General features: G+C 32.7%; 26 protein-coding genes. 1 reads left to right on the top strand and 25 read right to left on the bottom strand.

Going from position 1 to position 22,016, the window contains the following annotated elements; genetic code table 11:
• Window positions 1–31: 31 nt before the first annotated feature.
• The 10 genes from LS81_RS06405 to LS81_RS06360 all read right to left on the bottom strand — a co-directional run bounded on the left by LS81_RS06405 (window position 32) and on the right by LS81_RS06360 (window position 9,428).
• Window positions 32–514: a hypothetical protein gene (locus tag LS81_RS06405; protein ID WP_233715839.1), complete on the bottom strand. Its 483-nt coding sequence runs from the start codon at window positions 512–514 to the stop codon at window positions 32–34.
• Entirely contained in the window at window positions 507–1,853 is a 1,347-nt protein-coding gene (gene aroA / locus LS81_RS06400; protein WP_034346414.1) for a 3-phosphoshikimate 1-carboxyvinyltransferase, read from the bottom strand. Before aroA ends, LS81_RS06405 begins: the two co-directional genes overlap by 8 nt.
• A gap of 255 nt (window positions 1,854–2,108) precedes the next feature.
• Window positions 2,109–2,396, bottom strand: coding sequence for a tetratricopeptide repeat protein (locus LS81_RS06395; RefSeq protein WP_034346417.1), 288 nt, complete (start codon window positions 2,394–2,396; stop codon window positions 2,109–2,111).
• Window positions 2,397–2,492: 96 nt separating this feature from the next.
• Window positions 2,493–3,683 (bottom strand): MFS transporter, encoded by a 1,191-nt coding sequence (locus LS81_RS06390; RefSeq protein ID WP_034346419.1) that lies wholly within the window; start codon window positions 3,681–3,683, stop codon window positions 2,493–2,495.
• A 71-nt stretch (window positions 3,684–3,754) separates the two neighbouring features.
• Window positions 3,755–4,426, bottom strand: a complete 672-nt coding sequence (plsY, locus tag LS81_RS06385; protein WP_034346421.1) for a glycerol-3-phosphate 1-O-acyltransferase PlsY — start codon at window positions 4,424–4,426, stop codon at window positions 3,755–3,757.
• A 68-nt stretch (window positions 4,427–4,494) separates the two neighbouring features.
• Window positions 4,495–5,652, bottom strand: a complete 1,158-nt coding sequence (locus LS81_RS06380) for an aminotransferase class IV (protein WP_034346423.1) — start codon at window positions 5,650–5,652, stop codon at window positions 4,495–4,497.
• Between the two features lie 183 nt (window positions 5,653–5,835).
• Complete coding sequence (gene carA / locus LS81_RS06375; RefSeq protein ID WP_034346424.1) at window positions 5,836–6,981, bottom strand: glutamine-hydrolyzing carbamoyl-phosphate synthase small subunit; 1,146 nt, start codon at window positions 6,979–6,981, stop codon at window positions 5,836–5,838.
• Window position 6,982: 1 nt separating this feature from the next.
• Window positions 6,983–7,528 (bottom strand): DUF507 family protein, encoded by a 546-nt coding sequence (locus LS81_RS06370; protein WP_034322488.1) that lies wholly within the window; start codon window positions 7,526–7,528, stop codon window positions 6,983–6,985.
• A 172-nt stretch (window positions 7,529–7,700) separates the two neighbouring features.
• The gene (locus tag LS81_RS06365) at window positions 7,701–9,191 is read right to left on the bottom strand and encodes a Ppx/GppA phosphatase family protein (protein WP_034346425.1); all 1,491 of its coding nucleotides are present in this window, start codon (window positions 9,189–9,191) and stop codon (window positions 7,701–7,703) included.
• A gap of 24 nt (window positions 9,192–9,215) precedes the next feature.
• Window positions 9,216–9,428: a DUF362 domain-containing protein gene (locus LS81_RS06360; RefSeq protein WP_034346426.1), complete on the bottom strand. Its 213-nt coding sequence runs from the start codon at window positions 9,426–9,428 to the stop codon at window positions 9,216–9,218.
• Window positions 9,429–9,646: 218 nt separating this feature from the next.
• Between LS81_RS06360 and LS81_RS06355 the strand changes: the two genes are divergently transcribed.
• Window positions 9,647–11,188 carry an anthranilate synthase component I family protein gene (locus LS81_RS06355; RefSeq protein ID WP_034346428.1) on the top strand — a complete coding sequence of 514 codons (1,542 nt, stop codon included), beginning with the start codon at window positions 9,647–9,649 and terminating at the stop codon, window positions 11,186–11,188.
• 721 nt (window positions 11,189–11,909) lie between these two features.
• On the opposite strand, the gene LS81_RS06350 is transcribed toward LS81_RS06355, so the two are convergent.
• The 15 genes from LS81_RS06350 to LS81_RS06285 form a co-directional block, all read right to left on the bottom strand.
• Window positions 11,910–12,524, bottom strand: a complete 615-nt coding sequence (locus LS81_RS06350) for a hypothetical protein (protein WP_034346430.1) — start codon at window positions 12,522–12,524, stop codon at window positions 11,910–11,912.
• A 6-nt stretch (window positions 12,525–12,530) separates the two neighbouring features.
• Window positions 12,531–13,028 (bottom strand): DUF6402 family protein, encoded by a 498-nt coding sequence (locus LS81_RS06345; RefSeq protein ID WP_052096541.1) that lies wholly within the window; start codon window positions 13,026–13,028, stop codon window positions 12,531–12,533.
• Window positions 13,029–13,317: 289 nt separating this feature from the next.
• Entirely contained in the window at window positions 13,318–13,467 is a 150-nt protein-coding gene (locus LS81_RS11275) for a hypothetical protein (RefSeq protein WP_158659392.1), read from the bottom strand.
• The gene (locus tag LS81_RS11975; protein WP_233715840.1) at window positions 13,467–13,697 is read right to left on the bottom strand and encodes a hypothetical protein; all 231 of its coding nucleotides are present in this window, start codon (window positions 13,695–13,697) and stop codon (window positions 13,467–13,469) included. The genes LS81_RS11275 and LS81_RS11975 overlap by 1 nt, the downstream gene beginning before the upstream one ends.
• A 127-nt stretch (window positions 13,698–13,824) precedes the next feature.
• Entirely contained in the window at window positions 13,825–14,265 is a 441-nt protein-coding gene (locus LS81_RS06335; RefSeq protein ID WP_002957574.1) for a hypothetical protein, read from the bottom strand.
• The gene (locus tag LS81_RS11970; protein WP_034346432.1) at window positions 14,265–14,549 is read right to left on the bottom strand and encodes a hypothetical protein; all 285 of its coding nucleotides are present in this window, start codon (window positions 14,547–14,549) and stop codon (window positions 14,265–14,267) included. The genes LS81_RS06335 and LS81_RS11970 overlap by 1 nt, the downstream gene beginning before the upstream one ends.
• Complete coding sequence (locus LS81_RS06325; RefSeq protein WP_158659393.1) at window positions 14,530–14,766, bottom strand: hypothetical protein; 237 nt, start codon at window positions 14,764–14,766, stop codon at window positions 14,530–14,532. Before LS81_RS06325 ends, LS81_RS11970 begins: the two co-directional genes overlap by 20 nt.
• A 382-nt stretch (window positions 14,767–15,148) precedes the next feature.
• Entirely contained in the window at window positions 15,149–15,355 is a 207-nt protein-coding gene (locus LS81_RS06320) for a hypothetical protein (protein ID WP_138069881.1), read from the bottom strand.
• A 275-nt stretch (window positions 15,356–15,630) separates the two neighbouring features.
• Window positions 15,631–16,068: a DUF6402 family protein gene (locus tag LS81_RS11965; protein WP_233715841.1), complete on the bottom strand. Its 438-nt coding sequence runs from the start codon at window positions 16,066–16,068 to the stop codon at window positions 15,631–15,633.
• Window positions 16,065–16,520, bottom strand: coding sequence for a glycosyltransferase family protein (locus LS81_RS06310; protein ID WP_002957640.1), 456 nt, complete (start codon window positions 16,518–16,520; stop codon window positions 16,065–16,067). Before LS81_RS06310 ends, LS81_RS11965 begins: the two co-directional genes overlap by 4 nt.
• A gap of 148 nt (window positions 16,521–16,668) precedes the next feature.
• The gene (locus LS81_RS06305) at window positions 16,669–17,139 is read right to left on the bottom strand and encodes a hypothetical protein (protein ID WP_034346438.1); all 471 of its coding nucleotides are present in this window, start codon (window positions 17,137–17,139) and stop codon (window positions 16,669–16,671) included.
• Window positions 17,139–19,226 carry a DUF6402 family protein gene (locus tag LS81_RS11960; protein ID WP_233715842.1) on the bottom strand — a complete coding sequence of 696 codons (2,088 nt, stop codon included), beginning with the start codon at window positions 19,224–19,226 and terminating at the stop codon, window positions 17,139–17,141. The genes LS81_RS06305 and LS81_RS11960 overlap by 1 nt, the downstream gene beginning before the upstream one ends.
• Before the next feature lie 292 nt (window positions 19,227–19,518).
• Window positions 19,519–19,782 carry a hypothetical protein gene (locus LS81_RS06295; RefSeq protein ID WP_138069880.1) on the bottom strand — a complete coding sequence of 88 codons (264 nt, stop codon included), beginning with the start codon at window positions 19,780–19,782 and terminating at the stop codon, window positions 19,519–19,521.
• Window positions 19,751–21,556, bottom strand: coding sequence for a M23 family metallopeptidase (locus tag LS81_RS06290; protein ID WP_004084760.1), 1,806 nt, complete (start codon window positions 21,554–21,556; stop codon window positions 19,751–19,753). Before LS81_RS06290 ends, LS81_RS06295 begins: the two co-directional genes overlap by 32 nt.
• An 8-nt stretch (window positions 21,557–21,564) precedes the next feature.
• Window positions 21,565–21,915, bottom strand: coding sequence for a hypothetical protein (locus LS81_RS06285; RefSeq protein ID WP_233715844.1), 351 nt, complete (start codon window positions 21,913–21,915; stop codon window positions 21,565–21,567).
• Window positions 21,916–22,016 lie beyond the last annotated feature (101 nt).

Below are 22,016 nucleotides of genomic sequence, written 5' to 3'. Positions count from 1 at the left end.
AAAAAAGTTGCTCATATTTACATAGTAATAATTAGCGAATTTTTTTTATTTTGTTGTGCCCTATTTTCAGTATCATACTGCTTTTTGCTGCAAAAATTCCTCGTTTATCAAGCACGATAATATCACTCACACTCCGTGCAAACTCCATTGAAAAATCACCTTTTGTCGGATTTGCTGATGATGAATATAGCCATGAAAAACCTTTTAAAAAGTCATTGTGGAGGACATCTTTTATCACCCTAAAACTTTTTCCATTTGGTAGTATAAATGAAGTTTTCTTTGCCCTTCGTATTATGTTTCGCATAGAAGTGGGCGTGCGGTGTGGGATAACACTTAAATTTGCTACTTCTTTTAAAAGTGGCTTTTTTAAGCTCGCACCTTTCTTTTGGTTTATGGCCGTAGAATATTTTGATAAAAGCCCTATTGTTGTGTCTGTTTGGGCTAGTATAACTTCACCATATAAAGAATCTAGTGTTATAGGCATAAGAATTATGGGGCATGTGGTTTTAGACATGAGTATGAGTTTTGTGTATCGTAGTAAAGCGTGAGAGGAGTTCTATAAAGTTTGGAAAAGAAGTGTGGATACATTCGCTATCAAGTATTGTTCCACCACACACACATGCGGCAATGGCAAAACTCATAGCAATGCGATGATCACCTTTAGAATTTACCACACCTTTTTGCAGTGAACCACCAATAATATCAAAACCATCGCTATATTCAATTGTTTGTATCCCAAAGTTTTTTAGGCCATGGAGGACAACAGAGATTCGATCGCTCTCTTTCACTCGCAATTCAGCTGCATTTCGTATTTTTGATGTTCCTTTCGCGACACTACAAGCAATGCTTAGTGCTGGTATCTCATCAATTAACCATGCTATATTTTCTTCGATAGTGATTGCTTGTAGCTCTGCACTTGAGATTGTGATATCTGCTGTCTTTTCATAATCATTTGATATATTTTCATACCATATTTTTGCTCCCATTTTTTCTAGGATTCTAAACGCTTCAATACGTGTTTTGTTTATCATTACACGCCTTAAGGTGATTGATGTGTTTGGCAGGATACTTGCAAGGACGGCAAAGAAAAATGCAGAAGAAGGATCATTTGGGATTGAGACATCAAAGGCTTTAAGTGGTGCATTTTGCATACCAAATGTAGAAAAAGGCGTGATATATAACTTATCATCTTTATTTTGCAGATATGGTTTTTTCTGTAAGGCATACAACATATTCTCTGTATGATCTCTGCTTAGTTCACACTCGCTAAAAACTGATTCTTCATTACCTTGCAATGCTGCTAGAATGAGTGCACTCTTAACTTGAGCTGATGCGATTTGTGAATGATATGTAAAGCCCTTAAGGCTCTGTGTGCTTGGGATCACACAGAGTGGAGCTACTTCTTTTGTGCTATCTTGGGATTGAATTGTTCGCGAAGCAATATTGGCTCCTATCGTACGTAGTGGTTTAAGGATCCTCCCCATTGGACGAACATGTAAATATACATCACCACATAGCACAGCATAGAGGTTTGCTCCTGCTAATAATCCTGTGAAGAGTCGCATGGATGTGCCAGAATTACCACAATACAAAATGTCACTTGGTGTTTGTAGACCCTTTTTTGGTGGTGTAAGTAATAAGTCCCCATTCTCTTCACTTACATGAAGCCCCAAGCTTTGTGCAATGGTAAGGCTCCTTTGTGTATCTTCCGCACGTAAAAAATGCTTTATTCTACACGTAGAATCTGCAAAAAGACTAAACATGCAAACACGATGCGACAAGGATTTATCACTTGCTAAAATATCTAAATCTGCATGTATGTTCTGCTGTACTGGCAAAATTTCTAGATTCATAATATTCCTTAGTTCATGTCTCTTTGGATTTATTATTTTTTAATTTGCATAATCGCTTCGATAATCGACATGAGATTCTGATTATATTTCCTTAATGTGCTGCCTTATGGACAAGATCACAATATATGTTATTAATCACATGCCTTTAATATTTAATAATATTTAAGTGCAGCTATACAAGGTGAATGAGTGTGATTACACACTCGTTTGTAACCCTAAAAATCCATATGTTATATAATAAAGATAGTTATAGAATTACCAGTTTGCATTTGTGCAAGCTTCTTTATCACCCAAGTCACATGCTTTTTTGTAATATTCCTGCGATAAAGTTGCATTCTCACTGACACCCTTTGCATTGCGATACATGTAACCCAAGCTTGAGCATGCTTTTGCCTCTTTTTCATCACATAGTTTTTTATATGATTCTAATGCTTTTGTATAGTCACCATCATTATAAGCTTTATTTGCTTCATCAATAGTTGCAGCAAACATAAAAGATCCACACAAACCTAGCATTGTCATAACACAGATAATCTTACGCATACCAATCCTTTAAAATAAAATAACTATGAATTGTAGTGTAAAATTCTGCATTTTTTGACTTTTTTGTATGTTTTGTATTGTATTTTAGCAATATTTTTACTTTGGTTTTATAAGAGAAAGTATTGACATGATATATAATAGCACTGCGACATATAAAAATAAATCTACAACGCCATGATTTTGAACTATAGGTTGAGAAAAAAATGGTGATACAAATTGCCCAAAACATGCGGTTGCACTCAAGATTCCAAGAGCTTTGCCAATATGTTCTTTTGGGACTATGGATAAGAGAAATGAAGAATTATTAACAATGATTGCACCACCGCCAATACCAACTAAAAGTAACCCTAGCACAACTGCATAAATATTATGCAAAAGATAAATAAGTAAAAATCCACTCCCCATACATGAGAACCCAACGATATAGATACCTTTAACAGATAAAAAATTACGTATGCGTGGATAAAAGAGCGATGAAGTACCATAGGCAAATGCAGATGCTGAAATGCAGAATCCAGCAAGCATTTCGCTATGTTCTAACTTCTGTGTAATGAGGTAGGGAATTTGTGTTGGAGAAGTATAGTAGGCAATCATAATAACAAAGGCAAAGAAATAGCAAGGTAGTATTGATGTAATCTTAAATTGTTTAATGGGTATTTCCATGTGTGCTATTTTTTTGAGAGGACGAGGTTCAAAAAGTGTTGTGGCAACAAAAAGTGTTAAAAAGATTCCAAGTCCATACACATAGAATGGATAATGCCAATCAAAATGTGCTAAAATCCCTCCAAGAGACATAAAAAGTGCACTACCACATGCAGTAGCAAAGCCTTGCAATCCAAGTGCCTTCTGTCGTTCCTCACCTACATAGTAGTCTGCTACTAAAGCACTTGCAGCTGTCATAACAAATGCAGTTGAGATTCCAAAAAGTGCCCTTGTAAATAAAATCCAATAGATATTATCCCAAAATGCACCAATAGTGCCGCTTATACTCCACGAAAGCATAGAACCAATAAGAAATTTCAAGCGACCAAATTTATCAATTAAGATTCCACTTAGAGGAGAAAAAAGCATAATAAACAAAGCGGGTAGGGTAAGCACAAGTTTTGCTAGTGTTGCAATATGCGGAATATGTGCAAAATGGTTTTCAATTGCTGGTATCGAGGTGGCAATAATTGTCCCACCAAGCACAGTCATAGAAGTGCTTGAAAAGAGTGCAAACATAAACATTGGACGATGTGTAATGGTGTATAGTTTTTGTTCAAGTCTATTTTGTAGAATATCTGACATATAAACTCCAAAATCTCCAATCTTTAAAATTTATTGAGATAATTGCTATAGCTATTTAATAGCAATATGAGTTATGTATTATGTGGTTTTACACTATCTGTAAATTGCTGTTCTTGCTTCAACACTAAACGCTTAATATTTTCCCAATGTGTGTTTATTATGATAACACCAATTAATACAACTGGGACATGTGTGCCAATTTGCGCGTTGATATTAATAGATTCTGGCAGGTTAAAAATACTTGGTATAACAAAAGTTAAAATAATACCACTTAAAACTCCAAGCAATGATGAAAGCGATGAGATTTTAAATACTTTACCAACAACCCCCCACACAATAAGTCCACAAATACCTTCAACAGGAATTAGCAGTAAAACACTACCAATTGCTGTGGCAACACCTTTTCCGCCATTAAACCCCAAGAATGGACTATAACAATGACCAAGTATTGCTAAGATAGCAATGGCATATTGTGTTTCAAAGCTCAACCCTATAAGTTTTGCAATAAGCACGATAAATAATCCCTTAAACGCATCAAGCAATAATGTAAGGAGGGAGAAAAACTTTGCCTTCTGTGGAGAAATGGCAGCAAAAGCACGATATACATTGGTAGCACCCGTACTTTTTGAACCAATTTCTAAAATATTTTGCTTGGCAAAAATCTTTACTAGTAATGCGCCAAAGGGAATGCTGCCAATCAAATATGCACATATATACAATAAAATATTGGGATTTATATCCATAGAATACCTTTATATAGAATCTCATCAAGGATTATAACCTATTTTTGTAGATTTCATTGCTTTGTTTGCTATGAATCAAGTTTTACAGGGATAATACCTCTAATCGAGTTTACACAATAAATAGCATCAGCTCTATATAGATCTTGCGTATATAGAGTTTTTTCGATACATATACCCTGCTTTATAAGAGTATTGCGTAGCGTACCTGCAAGCAATCCTAGGCTTCTTTTGGGTGTGTAATGCTTACCATTTTGAGTTATTACAACATTGCTTCTTGAGCCTTCAAGGATTTCATTATCTTTATTTGTGTAGATATAATCAAAACATTCATTTCTCGCAATGCTTGTTGTGGCTTTATCAAAATGTAGCCTCATTGTCGTTTTATGATAACTTAGCTGTGTTGTGGTTTTTAGCATGGCTAATTTTATTGCAGTATTAGTGATAGGTTGTAATGGCTGAATGCTATATGTAAGTGTGCCATCTTTTGCTAAAAGCAGACGACAGAGTGAGAAATCATTAGTGGAAGCTAAATTGATAGAATTGGGGTTTATTGTATTATCTGATTGGTTACTCTCTTTTGTATTGTTATGCGATGTGTTATTATATCTTGTGTTGTTTGAGGCATACTGATTATGGTTTTGAATGCTATCAATATTGCTTGTAGCAGAGTGATTGCTTGTTGTATTGATTGTGTTGTTTGTTTGTAGTAGTATTTTCAATACGTCTATACAATCCCATAAATATAAGTGGGGTTTGTCTTGTTGTGCTGACAATGATTTGAAAATTTTATTATTTTTAAACAAAGTCGCATGTAAGGAAATTTTTATATTAGAATTTGGTTTCCATTGCATATTTGTGTAGAGCTTGGAGGCTTGAGTGTGATTATTAGTATATGAAGTATTAAAGATGTTTGTATGATTAGAGTTGTGATAGCTATTTATGGAATCTTGTGGAGTTTGTATATAGTGAGAAGTTAAATTGATAATATGATTTTTTATATCTGTATGTGGCAGACTAGATTGGGCTAAAAGCTTTAAAGATTCTGATATGTCTAGGTTTTTGTGGGCATGTGACATACTCATGTTTAGGTAATTTAGGGCTGGTTCCAAAGTTTTATAGTTAAAATCAAATGTTTTTGCACTATTATAAAGTCTGTATAGATGAGAGTGCAGAAGAAATGCAGAATCCTTGTGTAATAATATTGTTTCGATTAGAAAGAAGTCCATAATGTTTTATCCTTGAGAGTGGGATTATGTAGCTTTTGGTTAGAAAAAAACTAGAGGAAAACATTCTGAAAGGAACAAAAAAGCAAGATTTCTTGGTGTTGGGACACGATTAGATGCGTGCAACCCAATGCTTTTTGCAATTTTGTGTCTCTTTAAATAACACAAGGCTAAGATTTTATAAACCTATATTTTGGCTACTAAATCTTTAAAGTCAGCAAAAAGTTTGCTTGCTTCACGTGGTCCTGGACTTGATTCTGGGTGGTGTTGAACTGAAAAGATTGGAGAGTTTTTGTAATACACTCCTTCAATCGTATTATCAAACAGATTTCTGTGTGTGATTGTTGCTACTTCTACGATAGATTCAGGTACATTATAGTTGTGATTTTGTGCAGTAATCTCAAGTGTATTTGTTTGCATATTTTTTACTGGGTGGTTGCCACCATGCTGTCCAAATTTAAGTTTATAGGTGATGTATCCATGTGCATTGCTTAAGAGTTGGTGTCCTAAGCAAATGCCAAACATTGGGATTTGTTCTGCAATAAGTTGCTTTATTTTTTCAATTTGATCTTGTAATAATACGGGATCACCTGGGCCATTGCTCAAAAAAATACCACTAATTTCTTTCTGCTTATATCTCTGTATTAAAGTATTGACATCAAAGGTGTGCGGTAAGACTTCTACAATGAGTCCAACCTTACTAAGCTCATTTAGAATATTTCGTTTAATACCAAAATCAATGGCTACAATCTTTTTCTTTCCTTTATCGTTTGTGTCAATTTTAGGGTATGAAAAGTTTGTAAAATCAAATGTGCTTTCATCATGTATATAGGGTTCTCTTGTGCTGACTTCTGCAACATAATTAATCTCTTCTATTTTTTTGGCTGCTTGTAATGCTTTTTGTAATGATTCCCTATCTTTTAGTTCACTTGATGCAATCATCATCATTGCACCATTATCGCGTAACATCTTTACAATGCTTCTTGTATCAACATTACAAATCCCCATGAGATTATTATCAATAAAAAATGATTGCAAATCCTGTGTAGCACGAAAGTTTGAGCTAATGCTACTTAGATTTCTAATAAGCACACCTTTTGCAAATGGTTTTTTACTTTCCATATCTTGTGGATTACATCCAACAATACCAATCTCTGGCATACAAAATACAATAAATTGCCCTGCATAACTAGGATCGCTAATAATCTCTTGATAACCTGTCATAGATGTGTTAAAGACTGCTTCACCAATAGCTGTGCCCTCTTTCCCAAACCCTTTTGCTTGCAATAAAAGTCCATTAGCAAAATAAAGCCATATATCATGTAATTTCATATTAACCTCGTTTATTTAGTTCTTCTTCATAGAGTTTTGCAAAAATTAATTCATATTCTTCACTACCAGGTATCAACTTTCGTTTATAATTCTTAATTTTTTCAATTGCGTTGTCATAGGCATGTTCATGAAAATCAAAATATGAATCAATCGATTCTATGATAAAGTTTTTTACTACATTTTCTGGCACATTAAAATCAATATAGCTTTCTTCAAAAAGTGCGTCTAGTATCTCATGTGCTAACTGACTATAGCGTTCTTTATATGAAAGTAAAAAGCCTCTTTCTTTAGCAATCTGCTTTTTAATCATTGCAAAAACTTGTTTTTCATTGACCTCATCTTCTTCAATTGTATCTTGATGTGCGTCTAATAGCTCACGTGCTTTAGATTCTATGGCATATTCTTGTTGCATATCTTCTTTTATAAGTGTTGTAGCAAGGCGATTTAGATTTGGTAGAGTGGCATTGATTTGGACAAGATTTGAGCGGCTTAGCTCAAGGATAATGCGTTCTGCTAAAAATTGTGCGTGTTGTGGTTTCAGTTTCATGATTTCCCCTATTAGAACCATTTGCATTATATTCGTCTATGCGATAAATAAGATAGTATTATATCATAATTTTATCAAAGAGTAATAACTAGCAATTGGCATGAGATAAGACTATGCTTTGCATATTGATTATGTGTTTTATTGGGCTATCAGAGTAGAGTATATGCTTTTATTAGTCGTTGATGACAAAGTTTAGTTTTGGATAGTTTTCTAACCGCGGCAATACAATTTCTTTTAATGCTTGTTGCAAGGGTAGGGCATGTATATTGATGGAAAGTGTATGGTTGTTAAAACTTATGGTTACTTTTCTCTCTTTAGCAAGGGCGACACTTAATGCAAAAATAAAGCTTAAAATCTGCAAGGTATCATGTTCTGGTAATAGATTTGCAAGCATTGGGCTAATAAATTTTGGTCGTTTTTTATGTGATGATTCTAAAAGAGTAGCTATCGTATAACGCTCTTTATGTCCAAAACCATAATGCAATGAATGGAGTGCAATATAGGCACTGTGTTTATGTGCTTGATAGAAGTTAAAGTTTGCTCCAATATTATAGAGTTTGCTAGCAACTTGCAGGGCTTGCAGGTGAGAATCTTCTAAGTCATAGGATTCTTGTAAAAGATGAAATAATGTTCTTGCATGTTGGCTAATTGTTTTAGAATCATCAAGACTTGTGAGAAAAATATCTTGGAGCGATCGTACGCTCGGATTGATATTATTTGGAATCTTTCCATGATGATATCGCAACATATCATTCAAAAACACACCCTCACGCACACCAACACCGCTGATAATAAGTTTTTTTGCATTGAGTTCTTCCAAGATTGCTTGTAAAATAAGTAGACCTGGTCGTATAGAATCTACACGCCCTTCTTCAAACCCATTCTCTAAAAGCCACCTATTACTTGCATGTGTAATAGTCTCCAAATGCCCCAAGATCTTTTCTACATAAAGTTCATAGCCATGCAAAAAATTAAAGGCATAAGATTCTAATCCCATTTCATATTTTGCATATGCTCGAATACTGCCACCAATCCCAAATACATTTAGATTTTGCATAGAAGATGAGGTTGCACAAAAGGCTTTAATATCTTTAAGATGCTCTCTTACATGCTTTCTTACATAGTCGTATGCCTCTTGCATTTTATTGTGGTCAAAAAAGAGTTCTTTCAGTCGAATACTGCCTAGATTTAATGACACCATCGTTTGTATTATACCATTTTCAATACAAGCAAGCTCTGTGCTACCACCACCAATATCAATAGTAACACCACTTTTTTCATGCAATAAATTAGCACATGCAAGCGCACCATAATAGGCTTCTTTTGTGCCATCTATCACTTTTATAGCTATGCCACATTCTTTTTTTACTTGCGTGATAAATTCTGCTTTGTTTGGTGCATCACGTATAGCTGAAGTTGCGACACAGATGAGTTTTCGACTTTTTAATGAGTCACTTACCTTTTTGAATTCTTTAAGTGCATTTAGGGCTCTTGACATAGCTTGTGGTTGTAAATAGGATTCATGCTCATAGCTTCCTTCAGAAATACGCACCTTTGACTTTAACTCATGTATGAGATGAAATCCGTAGCGACTTGTTTTTTGGAAAATCGCCATACGTGCTGAGTTTGAGCCAATGTCTATGATTGTTGTGATCTTTGCCATAGTTATCCTTTTTTCACGATAAAGTCATGTTTGTTCCATATCTTTTGTGGTGTAAATAATTGCATCAACTGGGCAAACTTCTATACAGCTTGGGTTTTCTGCATAACCAGCACATAAAATACATTTTTGTTGTATGATTGTATAAATAGGTTCTCCGATATGAATAGCTTGTGTTGGGCATACATCACGACATGCATCACAAGCGATACATTGATTAAGAATAGCAAGTGAAGACATATTGTTTCCTATTAAAAATTTGTATAATTATACAATAAAACTTCAATTAGCTTATATTTTGTTTATAACACTTTTCAAGGAGTGTTTGGAATGTATTTAGAGTAGGGCATCAAGAGACACTTCATAATATTTTGCTATAATCTTTTATTCACGTTATGCTCTGATACCTAAAAATCCAAATGCTGGTATAAATAAATAGCTAATGATAAAGGGGATTTATGATGCAACAAGATGATATGCAATTTGCCTATACTTATATGAATGCCAATATGCACACGCCACTTGCAGTGTATAAGGGTATTAATGCACATTTTTTATTGGAATCTGCTTCGCTTGAAAGTGGTAAGGGGCGATATTCAATAATTGTGCGTAACATTAATTTTGGTTTGCAAAAATATAGTCAAGATTCTAAAATGTTATATACATTTGAAACCTACATAAAAGATTCTCCTAAAAATCGAGCAAATAGCTTTCTCTTGTCAAATCTTGCAGAATATACTGAATTGCCACCATTTTTAATGCAGTTAAAAGATTCTATTTCATCCATACAAAATAATCACGCAAGGAAAGGCAGTGATGTTGATTTTGACTTTTTAGAGCTTGCAAAAATATTTAGAAATGCATTGCCCAAGATTCCAAAGATATTAAAATCTCTCCCCTTGCCACTTGGTGGATTAGGCTTTGTTGGGTATGAATTTTTTAGTGAATGTGAAAATATTATGTTTCAGCAAGAAAGCCTTTATGATGCACCTGAAGCTTTGCTTGTATTTCCACAAGAATGTATCGTATTTGATCATTTTTATGATTCTATGTATATTGTTGTGAATACGCTAAATAATGATGCTCAAGCTAAATTAGAAACGCTGCGAAAAGAGATTATGTCATTGCGCAATACACAGACAAATGAACTCTTGGAGGGACATGAGGTTTTAGAATCAAAGATTGTTTATGAAGATTCCAAGGAATGGTATGAAGCAAATGTAGCAAGAATTAAAGATGAAATTTATAAAGGCACTTTTTTGCAATGTGTGCTTAGTCGTGCAGTAGCAATTAAGAGCAATATGAATCCACTGCATTTTTATGAAACATTGCGACATAATAATCCAAGCCCATATATGTATTATCTAGATTTTGGTGCTTTTAGTGTTATTGGGGCTAGTCCTGAGGTGATGTTACAATGTAAAGATAATATACAAACATTGCGTCCTATTGCTGGGACAAGAAAAAGAGGGGCAAATGCACAAGAAGATAGAATCTTGGAGCAAGAACTACTCAATGATGAAAAGGAAAATGCAGAACATTTAATGCTTGTTGATTTGGGACGAAATGACATTGGGCGAAATGCTAAGATTGGAAGTGTCAAAATCAATGCATTTAAAGTCATTGAAAGATATTCAAGTGTTATACATATCGTATCTGAGGTGTGTGGCGAGATTATGGAAGGTAGGGATAATAACGATTGCTTTAAAGCGTGTTTTCCTGCTGGCACAGTAAGCGGTGCACCAAAGATTGAGGCAATTAAAAAGCTCGCACAATACGAAACACATAAAAGGTCAATTTATTCTGGTGCGATTTTATATTTTACTAGAAATGGAGATTTAGATTCTGCAATTACTCTACGCTCTGCAGTCGTGCAAAATGGAATCTATTATTTGCAAGCTGGAGCAGGTATTGTAATAGATTCTGATCCCACGAATGAATATATTGAAACATGCAATAAAATGAAAGCCCTCCATGATATTTTAATTAAGCCAAATTAAAAACTATTTTTATGCAGGGATATGGTGCGAGGCTTTCTATGAGATAAGTTTTGGGTATTTAGTTCTTGTGTGGTTAAGCAATCATTGAGTAGCTTTATCTAAGAGTTAAACAATACTATATAGCATAATAGATGTGATGCATTTTTGCAGCTCCTCTATTTTTACTTGCGGTATGGTTAATGTTTGTCTTTGAGTGAGAGTGAATAATGTATTAGGACACGATAAAATAGTTATCTTTTATACAGATAAAGCAGTTTATCTAGAAGTTTTGTATAACCAAACGAATCCTAGTCTAATATATAGCCCAACACATTCTTATAAAACTTCCATTATTAATATTAAGCAGAATAATAAATTTAATAAGAAAAACAGGCGTATTTAATAATATAAGAAGTCTATTGTATTCAACACAAAAATAGATATAACAAACTCTTTACATTCATCAAATTTAGCACCATTAAAACTCATCACGCATGGCACAGAACAAAGTATTCAAGTATAACAGACACAATGAAACCAAATAACATTGAAGTCAATAGAATTACAAGGCCATAATAAATTCACGCTCTCATCTAAGAGATAAAGAATAAATTTATTTACATACACAAAAAGACTATGGTGAGACAATAGAGTATAACTTCTCTAAAAAATATACATAACAATCATGATTTTAAACTTTAAATCCAGATTAAAATATTGTTAGGTGTTTTGGTCTTTAAGATTATGAATAATAATATATTGATATCCTCTTAAAAAACTCTACCACATAAGGCAAGAAATTTAGCACCAATACTACACTACCAAACATAAAAACCAAGTAATACACCTTGTTTTGTGCTACTCCTTTTGTTTTGCCCCACAGCCCATAAACATTTCTTGCCACAAAATAAAGCAAAAATACTCCTAAGACTAGAGATTCTTTCACTAAAAATCGCAAAAATGCCCTATGAGAGCCAAAAAGCAAAGATAGCCCATATAGCAGTGCTATACTTGCCAACACGCTAAGGATCAAAATAAAAAATCCTAAGCTAAAGCCAATGATGAAATTCTGCCCACTCTTATGCCTCTTAAATCTCTCTATACTCACAAACACGCACAATGCAAAGATTAAGCCCATTCCAGCATAATACAACACGCCAAAAATTTTTATATAAGATTGCAAGGGGTTATTTAAAAAATATAGTACCACTATACTAGCACAATACCCAAAGAACAACGGAAGTCCTACTAAGAATCTATCTTTGCGATAAAACAATACAATAAAAAAGAGAGCAAAAATATTTATATGATAGATAAAAAACATACCGATTGCTTCATTAGTGTAAGAGCCAAGCATAGTATACTATTCCTTTGATGTAATATCCAAAAATGTAGAGCTATATAAAAAGAAATCTAAGCCAAGATTGAAATGCTGTTTTGCTCGTAGAAAGTCTGAATTATATAGGAAAAACAGAAATGGTGTCGGGGAAGTGGATTTTGTGCCAAATATAGTTGTCAGCATATCTGGAAATTTATCTCGTATGCGTGATTGTCGGTATTGTATTACTGAATAAAATAAATCAAACCCCACATTCTCATAATCCCAAGCACCCACAAACTGCATAGATTGATCTCTAAAATCAAAGCTATCATCTATATAAGCTTTAATTTGTGTGGGGTATATAACTATTGTGCTTTCATTCATTCTTTCTGTTTCAAAGCTATCCAATACATAATAGATTTGGAATTTACCAGAGAGGACATACAAGGCTATGGCTTGATTAGACTTTTCCTCAAAGCTTAGTTTATACTCTAGTCCAAAGTCTATATCAGAGATACTATGACAATATATGTAATCCACCAATCCATCTCACTAAAAAACTTACAAGTCGCTGTATTATATAAAAAAATGCTAGAGATGGTATAGGTGAAAGCAAAAAGTGCAAAAAAACTTGCTATGGCTATCCATACTTTTTCATTTTTTGATAAGGATTCTTTGAGGATTTCTTGACTACTAAGGAATCTAAAAATTATAAAATATATGACAGATATAATACACGGTATGATAGAGAGCAAGTAGAATTCAAGCCATTCATAAATGCTATAAACTCCCAAGCCTTTAAAAATATCCAAAAAAGCACAACTGCTATCTAATATATCACACTATAAATGCTCCAATATTTTGTAAAATCTTTCTTATGCATTATTGTATTTACTCGTGAAATCACACTCCAAACAAGCAGTGCAATACCATATAAAACAACAACACAAAAGATAAACTCAAGAAAAGAAACACTCATTAATTTACCTTTATTTGAATAGGCATTGATAAGGGGAACACTTCTATATCCTTAAATGTAGAAGTAAGGATTCTAAAGTCTAAGCCTAGATTGAAATGAGTTTGTGTGTTTTGGTAATCAAGATTTCGCATTATAACTTCTTTTAAATCCCCTGAGATATTTTTATCTATATTTACAAGTAGTAGTTTATTTGTCATATCAACAATATTATCTTTAAAAAACCCTGCCAAATGCTATCATTTGCAATAAACTCTATTTTATCATAATTCCAAGCACCCACAAATTGCTCTGGTGTGCTTATAAAGTCAAAGCCTTCAAAGATAGGCTTTAATCTCTGTAATTTGAATATCTATTGCATTATCTACCCCCAAGACCAATTAATGAAGTGCCATAAAATAAAATAAAAAATGGACTAGCAATTACATTATCTACAAATATAATACAGAATATAAGAAATACAAAAAGAGATTCTAGAATATTCATTTTATGCTTAGAATCTGTGTTTAAAACAGGAAGTAAAGTTAGAGTAATTGTTGTTATCCCTGTGGCTGCAATATTTAGCAACAAAAGCCAATCCCACCCAAAATATAAAATCGCACAAGTTGTGCCTAATAAAATCGTAATAATCCATAGCATAAAAAATCGTTTTGCATAAAATATAGCATTGAAAAACTCTGTTTTATTCAACATACTGATAATAAAAGGCATAATGATAAAATAAAAAATCCAAGTAATGGCTAAAACTAAATTATCAAAATCAGATATTCCCTGCTTGAGCCACATATAAAGCAGCACCATTACAAAACCCCTAATTTCAAATTAACACAATTATTATGTTTTATCTCTATTACCCGAGCACTTTTGCTAAAGATTCTATAATCAAGTCCAAAGTGAAAGTTATTTTGGTAGTCTTGGTAATTTTGATTGATGATGTAGTATAGATTATGCTTTTTACTATATTCAATAGTCCTATTTATATCTTGTTCTATTCTTTGTGCGTCCATACTAGCAAATTTGGCAGTTATAAAATGTGGCAAGTCTTTGTATGTTTTATACATAAGATTATCTCGCCAATATTCCATTATTCATAATACTTTCTTTAAGCATTGCTCCAAGTATTACAAATGGAGAGCAAGCCATTATATCCACTAGCAATAATCCAATCAACAATGAAGTCATAACAAATATAATAATATTTTGTGTCAATCCAAAATGAATACCTGATGTGTTATTGCATAAATGAAATTTTAATAGCATTCCATAGATTTGCATTCCCCCACCACTTATAAATGTCAGCAAAATCAAAAAAATTGCCCTTATGCCTTCTTTGGTATATATAATGATTGCGTAATACAAACACACAGCTACTATTCCAAATATACAGCCAAATAAAAAACTCTTGAGAGCAAATATTTCGTAGAAAAAAACTTTTTGATTTATGTATTTCAACACAGGAAACATAATAAAGAAATAAAATACCCACCCTATTAACAAGATAAGGTAATGTGGATAGATATGAAAATAAACAAAACTCACAGCTCACCACCCTGAAAGATAATTGTCAAATCCTCATTTTTAGAATCTCTATCACCTTAGCACTCTTGCTAAAGATTCTATAATCTAGCCCAAATTTAAAATGGGTTTGGTAATCTTGGTAGTTTTGGTTGATGATGCTTTGCATTTATCTAGCTCCAATACCAAAAAATGGATTTAGTTCATAAAAAAGTAAGAATGGATTTAGCATAAATATATCTGCAAGTATAACACCACAAATACTCACACTTCCCACAAAAATACCTATCGTTTTACCAAGAGAATATCTTTTTTTATTTTTTTCTTTACAATATATGAGAATTAATACAAGTGGATTGTAAAATGCTCCTGCCAATAAGCTCCCTATGATACATAGTATCAATACATATACATATTTGATTGATGGCTCCAGAAGCATCACAAAGGCTAATACACAGATAATGTAAGCTACTAATAAGCCAAATATAAACGCTGTGGAAGAAAGGATATAATGTATAGACTCTATTTTATTACACCTTACAATTAATAAGGGAAGAATAAAAGCATAAAAAAGCAATAATATCCATAGAATACATAGAATAATATTTTTATTTGCTTCAGAATACAGAGAAAACATATACATTGCCATTATTAAATTCCTAGCGTTATGGTAATTAAATGGTTGTTGTTTAGAATCTCTATTGCCTTAGCACTCTTACTAAAGATTCTATAATCTAGCCCAAATTTAAAATGGGTTTGGTAATCTTGATAGTTTTGGTTGATGATGTAGTATTTATCTTGTTGTGCTGATTGTTTTATGGTGGTTTCTGTAACATAGTGCATTGATTGCTTATATCTAGGAATATCATTTAAAGTTTGTGGAGCATTTAAAAATACAGAAGTAATTGGCACCACTGGCTTATTGTAACTTAACAAATGTTCCATTGAGCGATACTGATTAAACCTTACCTCATTATAATCCCACATACCCACAGGCTGATAGGACTGGTCGCTAAAATCAAAGCTATCATCAATATAAGCCTTTATCTGTGTGGGATATATGGATATTTCTTTTTCTAAGGTTTTCATATAGATAATACCATTTCCAAAAAAATAAGGACTATCGTGGGAAACAATAGAGCAAAAAGAAAATTTAAACCTAATAAAAAATACTTTTCTTTTTTGCCTAAAAAAGCATTTTGTTTATTGTTGGAAAAAAACTTAAATAACACAAGATATATAGTAGAATAAATATTAAAAATTACTGCTCCAAGAAGCACTAAATACATAGAATCTATATCAATTTTAAAAAAAAATGCCACAAAATGAACTACAATATAAATGATATAAGAAATAAAACCACCAATAATCCAATAAACAATACTTCCATTTTTGAGCAACATTCTATGTATTTTGGGAATAAATGTTGTAAAAATAAAAGGCAACATTGCAGGAATCACGAGCCAAAACATAGCAACACTATAAAGAAATGCTGTCAAAATCCCCTTTGATAGAATTATAAATGAATCTACAACATTCATCAATTTAGCTTTATTTGGATTGGCATTGATAAGGGATAGACTTTTATGCTTTTGAATGTAGGAGTTACAATCCTAAAGTCTAAACCTAAGTTGAAATATTTTTGGGTATTTTGGTAGTCAAGATTTCGCATTATGACCTCTTTTATCGCTACATTTTTGTAAAAAACCTAGCTACTTCGCTAAATAAATTATATTCCAATGTTACCCTGCATATTGCATAAAATAACAAAGAAAATAAAAGATTCAAACCAAACATATAATATTTCTCTTTTTTACTTAAAAAAATATTTTGCTTGTTGTTTGACAAAAATTTCAATAACAAAAGATACACAGATGAATACATATTAAAAAACACCACACCCGATAACATAAAGAATACAACAGACTCTCTTATTGGCAAATAAAGCATTATATATGCTACTAAAGTAAGCATAGTATAACTTAGCAAACCACAAAGTAACCAATATCTTATACTCTTTTTCTTAAGAAAAATATTTTTAGTTTTAGGCACAAAACTTATAAGGATAAATGGCAAAAGCCCTACTACAACAAGCTGATACAATATAAGACTATAAGGAAAGAGTATAATCCCACTAGCCAAACCCTCTATAAATAACATTAATCTATTCCTATTTGAATAGGCATTGATAATGGATAGACTTGTATATTTTTAAATGTAGGAGTTACAATCCTAAAATCTAAGCCCAAATTGAAATACATTTGAGTATTTTGATAATCTTGGTTCCTCATTATAACCTCTTTTAAGTCCTTTGCGCCATTTCTTTCTAAGTTCACAAACGGCAGTTTATTTGCCATATCAACAGCATTATCCTTGAAATACCCCTGCCAAATACTGCTGTCTGCAATAAACTCCATTTTCTCATAATCCCAAGCACCCACAAATTGCCCTGATGTGCCTATGAAATCAAAGCCATCAAAGATATAGGCTTTAATCTCTGTAATTTGAATATCTATTGCATTATCTTTGCCTTGAGTGATTTTAAAGAGACTAGGGATATAGTAGATATTAAATTTACCTGTTAGAGCATAAAGGGCTACTGCCTCTTTGAAATCAAAAATACTTACAAAAGCTGTATCTCCTAAACCATAAGCACGCATACATTGTCCCCATAACTTATAGGGCTTTTTTATATCAACAAGAGATTGTTTTTTGCAGACATCATCGCTTTTCCAATCATTGCCTTTTAATGAAAATATTTTCTCATTTTTTGTAAAACCTTGATAGATATTGTCAAGCATAACAATTAATTTTGCATTTGTGTTTTTACTGCTTACAATATCTTGTAGGGCTTTTTGTATTGAATCGCTTTTAAGCCATTCTATAATCTTTTCATAAAATGCACTATCAAAAAAATTATTATGTAAAATCTTTGGTGTCCCTGTTGTTTTGCGAATATATTCAAAAGTTTCATAAGTCATTTCTTTTATAGAATCCTTAACAAATTGATTAATATCGTTTTCAAAGGCAGGAACTCTTAATATTTTATCCTCTAGCCCTTTCATCAAAGGAAACTGCATATAGAATCTATCCCAATCCAGCTCCACATAGAATCTTAGATTCTTATCTTTTATCTCTTGCATTTGTGATGTTATAGCAGGACATTTGTTATTACTATCCTTACTAAACTCTTGCAATGTGATTCTTGGCAACACCTCTTTGACTATTCTCTGCATTGTCGCATTAGGGATAGATTCTATAAAGTCTATAGAATGAGAATCTATATAGATAAGCTCACTTAATTCTTTAGCATCGCTTGGATTATCATGCCATAGTCTTTGGCATATATAACTTACTCCCCAGCCTAGTGTGGCTATATTATCTTGTCTTGTGTATGCCCTTAGGGTTTCAGCTAGGGTGCAATCAATGGTAATTTGTGGGTAGTCATTGAGGTGGATTATATAGCATACTTCATAGTTTGGCTCATAGATATAGGCAAAGATAGCTATGGCAACTTGTTGCTTACTAGTTTCAAAGCTTGTAGGAATAGTGATTGTTAAAGTTTTGCCTTTATAGAGAGATTCCAGTTCTTGTGTGTTGTTTTTGAAGTCTTTTATAGTATAGGCAGATTGGTTAGAGAAGTAGGCATTGTTGTCTTTATCTTGTAGGATTTGCTTTAACTCTGAAGGTATGTTGTTTATATCAGGATTTAGGATTATTTTATTTAAGGGATTATATGTTTTAGAATCTCTTTGTTGCAAGAGTATTATATCTGCAAGAGAGAGTATTTTATATGCCCACTTAATCTCACTTTCTTGTGCTTTATTGGATTCTATATCTGCTGTGAGTGTGAGAGTATCACCTCGTTTATAGAAATTTTTAGTAATAACCTCATTATTAGCATCTTTGAGTATAATTGTTTGTGGCTCTAGCTTGATTTGCTGCACTGCAAAATTATCAAGCTTCTCCCTAAACCTTAACTCCAAAGGCTTCTCTCGTCTTCTTATGGAATTTAGAGTGATTGGTCTATCAGCGATTGGATATTCTTGGTAATCTTTATGGATAAGTTTAGCCCTAAAGGATTTTAGGTGTTGTGTAGATTCTATCTCGAAGGAAGCTATACCATTGTCATTAGTTTTGTATTTTTGCCCTAGATTGATATTTTCTAGTTGTATTTCTGCATTGGGTATGGGTGTGGTGGCATCACTTTGCAGGGCTTTTATTTCAAACGATATTCTTTCACTCATTATATATTGCTCTTTGTAATAGTTTGGGTATTATTCATTGATTACACTTCCTTTGTATTGTATTTGCATTTGTGTTTAAACATTGTAAATGATATTATAATCAGGACTATAGTTATAATCCTTTTTTGTTCTTGTTGCTTATTTTGTATCCCTTGTTCTCATACTCTTTAATATTGTTATTACTTCATTCACTCTTAATTTTCTCTCGCCTCTTTTTTGTGTTAGATAAATTTCCAAATGAGGTATAGATAAAAGAGTAATATCCTCTATGCCTGAATTGTGATACTTTCCTTCACTCCGCTTTAATCTCTCCACCTTTAACTACAAGTCCATTAGAATCTATAATGACTTCAACTCCACCAGCTTTTATTATAACAGAGTCTCCCTTAGCAATGATTTGGGTATCGCCTACTTGGTGGAGGATTTGGTTGCCTGCATTCACTTCATAGTCTGTTGTTATTTCACTATATTTAGAATCCACACTCTCTGTGAGCTGCTTATCTGTTTGGTAGAAAAGTTGCCTCTCATTGCTTCCTCCTATCAAAATAATATTCATAAGGCATATTTTGTATTACTTCAGCTTTGGTGTTTGATTTAGATTCTTGTTTGGGGAAGTCTTGTATTGTTTTATGCCCAATATATTCTTTACCTTGTATATGGCTAGGAGCAAGGGTTATCTTAGTTATATTACCTACCATACTAGAAGTATCCATATTGAAAAATTCTTTGTGGCAGTGTAAGGCAAGGGTAAAACTTTTATTGCTTTCTTCAAATGATAGGCAAAAACACAACAATCCATATTCATCAGTTTTGCTCTCATAAATCTTATGGTGAAAATACGAATAAATATAAATGGGGGTATTTTGCAACAAACCCTGCTGATTGCTAAGAGTAAGGCTAATTGTTACTGTGCCATTTGGATTCTCTGTTTTTTGCTCTGGTGCTTGTCCTAATATACCATTTCTTTTATACCATTGATAATACATTAGCTCTAGCTCTACATCTACCTTTTTAAAATTAGCAGTTCCTGAAATCACTTGAAACCAATTATTATACGAATCTTGTTGGTCTTTATTTTTAGAATCTATTTTCCCATTTTTATATCTCCTATATAGCAAAATTTGTTGTTTGAGTTTTTCTTTTTCTTGTAAGAAATATTCACAGATTCTAAACTCCCTAGAATCAACATCTTTAGCGGTATAATATAATCCTAAGTTTTCTTTTATTGTGTTTGGATTGTGGAGCGTATAATATTTTTCAGAAGTAAAGTAAGGGAAAAAGCGTCTGCCCTTTGGTGTTTTTATCTCTAATAAATTAGAATTTTTATCATAACTATATTCATAAATTTTATTCAAACCATCTGTTTGAATGATTGCTTCTTGCTCATCACAATGTGTTTCTTTTATCTTATAAGCTGTATTCCAAAATACTGCTGGATTAAGTAGTCTATCTTTAGAATCTTGTATTTGATAATGCAAATGGATAGCAAATTTATTTCTTAGATGTCTAATAATTTCATTTTTTATTATTTGCTCTTTTTTATCTCCTAAATCCTTGCGTTCCATAAGTTTTAAAAGTGTATTAAGATGTATAGCTTGGATACCATTTTTATGCAATGTGTCTATATATGGCTTGTGTTGTTTTGTAATGCTTTCTTGCCACTTTTTATTAATGAGCTCTTGAGCTTTTTGCATTTGTATATCATCTGTTATTTTTTCCAAAAAAGCAAAATCATTTTTTAAAAAATCAATGAATGCTTGAAAATAATCCACTTCTTGAAGTTTCAGCACATTATCATAAATGATATTAACTTGCTGATTATCTATATTAGATAAAGACTTACCGATACCACCGATAATTCCTACCAAATCCCCTTGTTTGATTTTTTGCCCATTTTGGACAAATACGACATCCATATGAAGCAATCCGTGTTTATTTTTATCTTTATCAATGATATACACAGAGTTTAAAGAAGACTTTTCATTAAAAATAATTTGCCCATCTATTGGTGAAAATAATGGTGGCTTTTTATAGGTAAATTCCCCCATTGAAAAGCTTTGTGAAAAGCATATATCTATGCCAGAGTGTGGTTCTCTGTTTTTTAAATCCGACCTCCTGCCAAAGGTGCTTGTTATTCTATATTTGCTGTCCTTTTGAAATGGTTTGATTGTTGGGTTTTCTTTATTAGATTCCAATACATCAGTGTAGAGATAGCCATTCCCCAATACCCTACCTTGTGCATCTTTAGGTATTGGTATTGCTTGATTTTTGTCTTTATTTCCGAATAGCATCATTGTAATCACATTTTTAAAATCATCTGCTAGTAACATTGCATTCCTTAAGGCATATCGGGCGATTCTTGTGCCAGAATCTCAAGGGCATTTTGCGTGCGTGTCTCAAAGGCTTTGCGATAATCTTGTATCGCTTTTTGTGGGAGATTCTGCTCTTGTGCGACATAGTGTGCCAGCTCATCAAAAATCTGCATATACAGATTACAACTTGCCTCGAACTCCAAACCATCAAGGCGATGGCATACATTTTCTACATCTTGCAAGGGATAAGACACTTCAAAGCCGAGCACACTGCGTGGTAAAGATTGCAAATTTGTGGTGCTTAAAAAAGCCATGATTTTATACTGCAAGATAGAATCTAGTGAATGCATATCAGTGGCTATGCGTTTTTTAGCCATAATGTATAACCGCATTTAAAATCAAAGTCATTTTACATTTAAAATCAAAGTGTGCTTGAATCCTGCATTTTTTGACTTTGATTTTAAATGTAAATTTTGTC

This window comes from Helicobacter trogontum (assembly GCF_000765905.2).
Lineage (GTDB): Bacteria > Campylobacterota > Campylobacteria > Campylobacterales > Helicobacteraceae > Helicobacter_A > Helicobacter_A trogontum.
This window is presented reverse-complemented; position numbering and strand designations above follow the sequence as displayed.

Bases quoted from the DNA above. Each gene is read 5' to 3' on its own strand.
- LS81_RS06405 (WP_233715839.1), bottom strand. From the start codon at position 514: ATGTCTAAAACCACATGCCCCATAATTCTTATGCCTATAACACTAGAT.
- aroA (WP_034346414.1), bottom strand. From the start codon at position 1,853: ATGAATCTAGAAATTTTGCCAGTACAGCAGAACATACATGCAGATTTA.
- LS81_RS06395 (WP_034346417.1), bottom strand. From the start codon at position 2,396: ATGCGTAAGATTATCTGTGTTATGACAATGCTAGGTTTGTGTGGATCT.
- LS81_RS06390 (WP_034346419.1), bottom strand. From the start codon at position 3,683: ATGTCAGATATTCTACAAAATAGACTTGAACAAAAACTATACACCATT.
- plsY (WP_034346421.1), bottom strand. From the start codon at position 4,426: ATGGATATAAATCCCAATATTTTATTGTATATATGTGCATATTTGATT.
- LS81_RS06380 (WP_034346423.1), bottom strand. From the start codon at position 5,652: ATGGACTTCTTTCTAATCGAAACAATATTATTACACAAGGATTCTGCA.
- carA (WP_034346424.1), bottom strand. From the start codon at position 6,981: ATGAAATTACATGATATATGGCTTTATTTTGCTAATGGACTTTTATTG.
- LS81_RS06370 (WP_034322488.1), bottom strand. From the start codon at position 7,528: ATGAAACTGAAACCACAACACGCACAATTTTTAGCAGAACGCATTATC.
- LS81_RS06365 (WP_034346425.1), bottom strand. From the start codon at position 9,191: ATGGCAAAGATCACAACAATCATAGACATTGGCTCAAACTCAGCACGT.
- LS81_RS06360 (WP_034346426.1), bottom strand. From the start codon at position 9,428: ATGTCTTCACTTGCTATTCTTAATCAATGTATCGCTTGTGATGCATGT.
- LS81_RS06355 (WP_034346428.1), top strand. From the start codon at position 9,647: ATGATGCAACAAGATGATATGCAATTTGCCTATACTTATATGAATGCC.
- LS81_RS06350 (WP_034346430.1), bottom strand. From the start codon at position 12,524: ATGCTTGGCTCTTACACTAATGAAGCAATCGGTATGTTTTTTATCTAT.
- LS81_RS11275 (WP_158659392.1), bottom strand. From the start codon at position 13,467: ATGAGTGTTTCTTTTCTTGAGTTTATCTTTTGTGTTGTTGTTTTATAT.
- LS81_RS06335 (WP_002957574.1), bottom strand. From the start codon at position 14,265: ATGGTGCTGCTTTATATGTGGCTCAAGCAGGGAATATCTGATTTTGAT.
- LS81_RS11970 (WP_034346432.1), bottom strand. From the start codon at position 14,549: ATGGAATATTGGCGAGATAATCTTATGTATAAAACATACAAAGACTTG.
- LS81_RS11965 (WP_233715841.1), bottom strand. From the start codon at position 16,068: ATGAAAACCTTAGAAAAAGAAATATCCATATATCCCACACAGATAAAG.
- LS81_RS06310 (WP_002957640.1), bottom strand. From the start codon at position 16,520: ATGAATGTTGTAGATTCATTTATAATTCTATCAAAGGGGATTTTGACA.
- LS81_RS06305 (WP_034346438.1), bottom strand. From the start codon at position 17,139: ATGTTATTTATAGAGGGTTTGGCTAGTGGGATTATACTCTTTCCTTAT.
- LS81_RS11960 (WP_233715842.1), bottom strand. From the start codon at position 19,226: ATGAGTGAAAGAATATCGTTTGAAATAAAAGCCCTGCAAAGTGATGCC.
- LS81_RS06295 (WP_138069880.1), bottom strand. From the start codon at position 19,782: ATGAATATTATTTTGATAGGAGGAAGCAATGAGAGGCAACTTTTCTAC.
- LS81_RS06290 (WP_004084760.1), bottom strand. From the start codon at position 21,556: ATGTTACTAGCAGATGATTTTAAAAATGTGATTACAATGATGCTATTC.
- LS81_RS06285 (WP_233715844.1), bottom strand. From the start codon at position 21,915: ATGGCTAAAAAACGCATAGCCACTGATATGCATTCACTAGATTCTATC.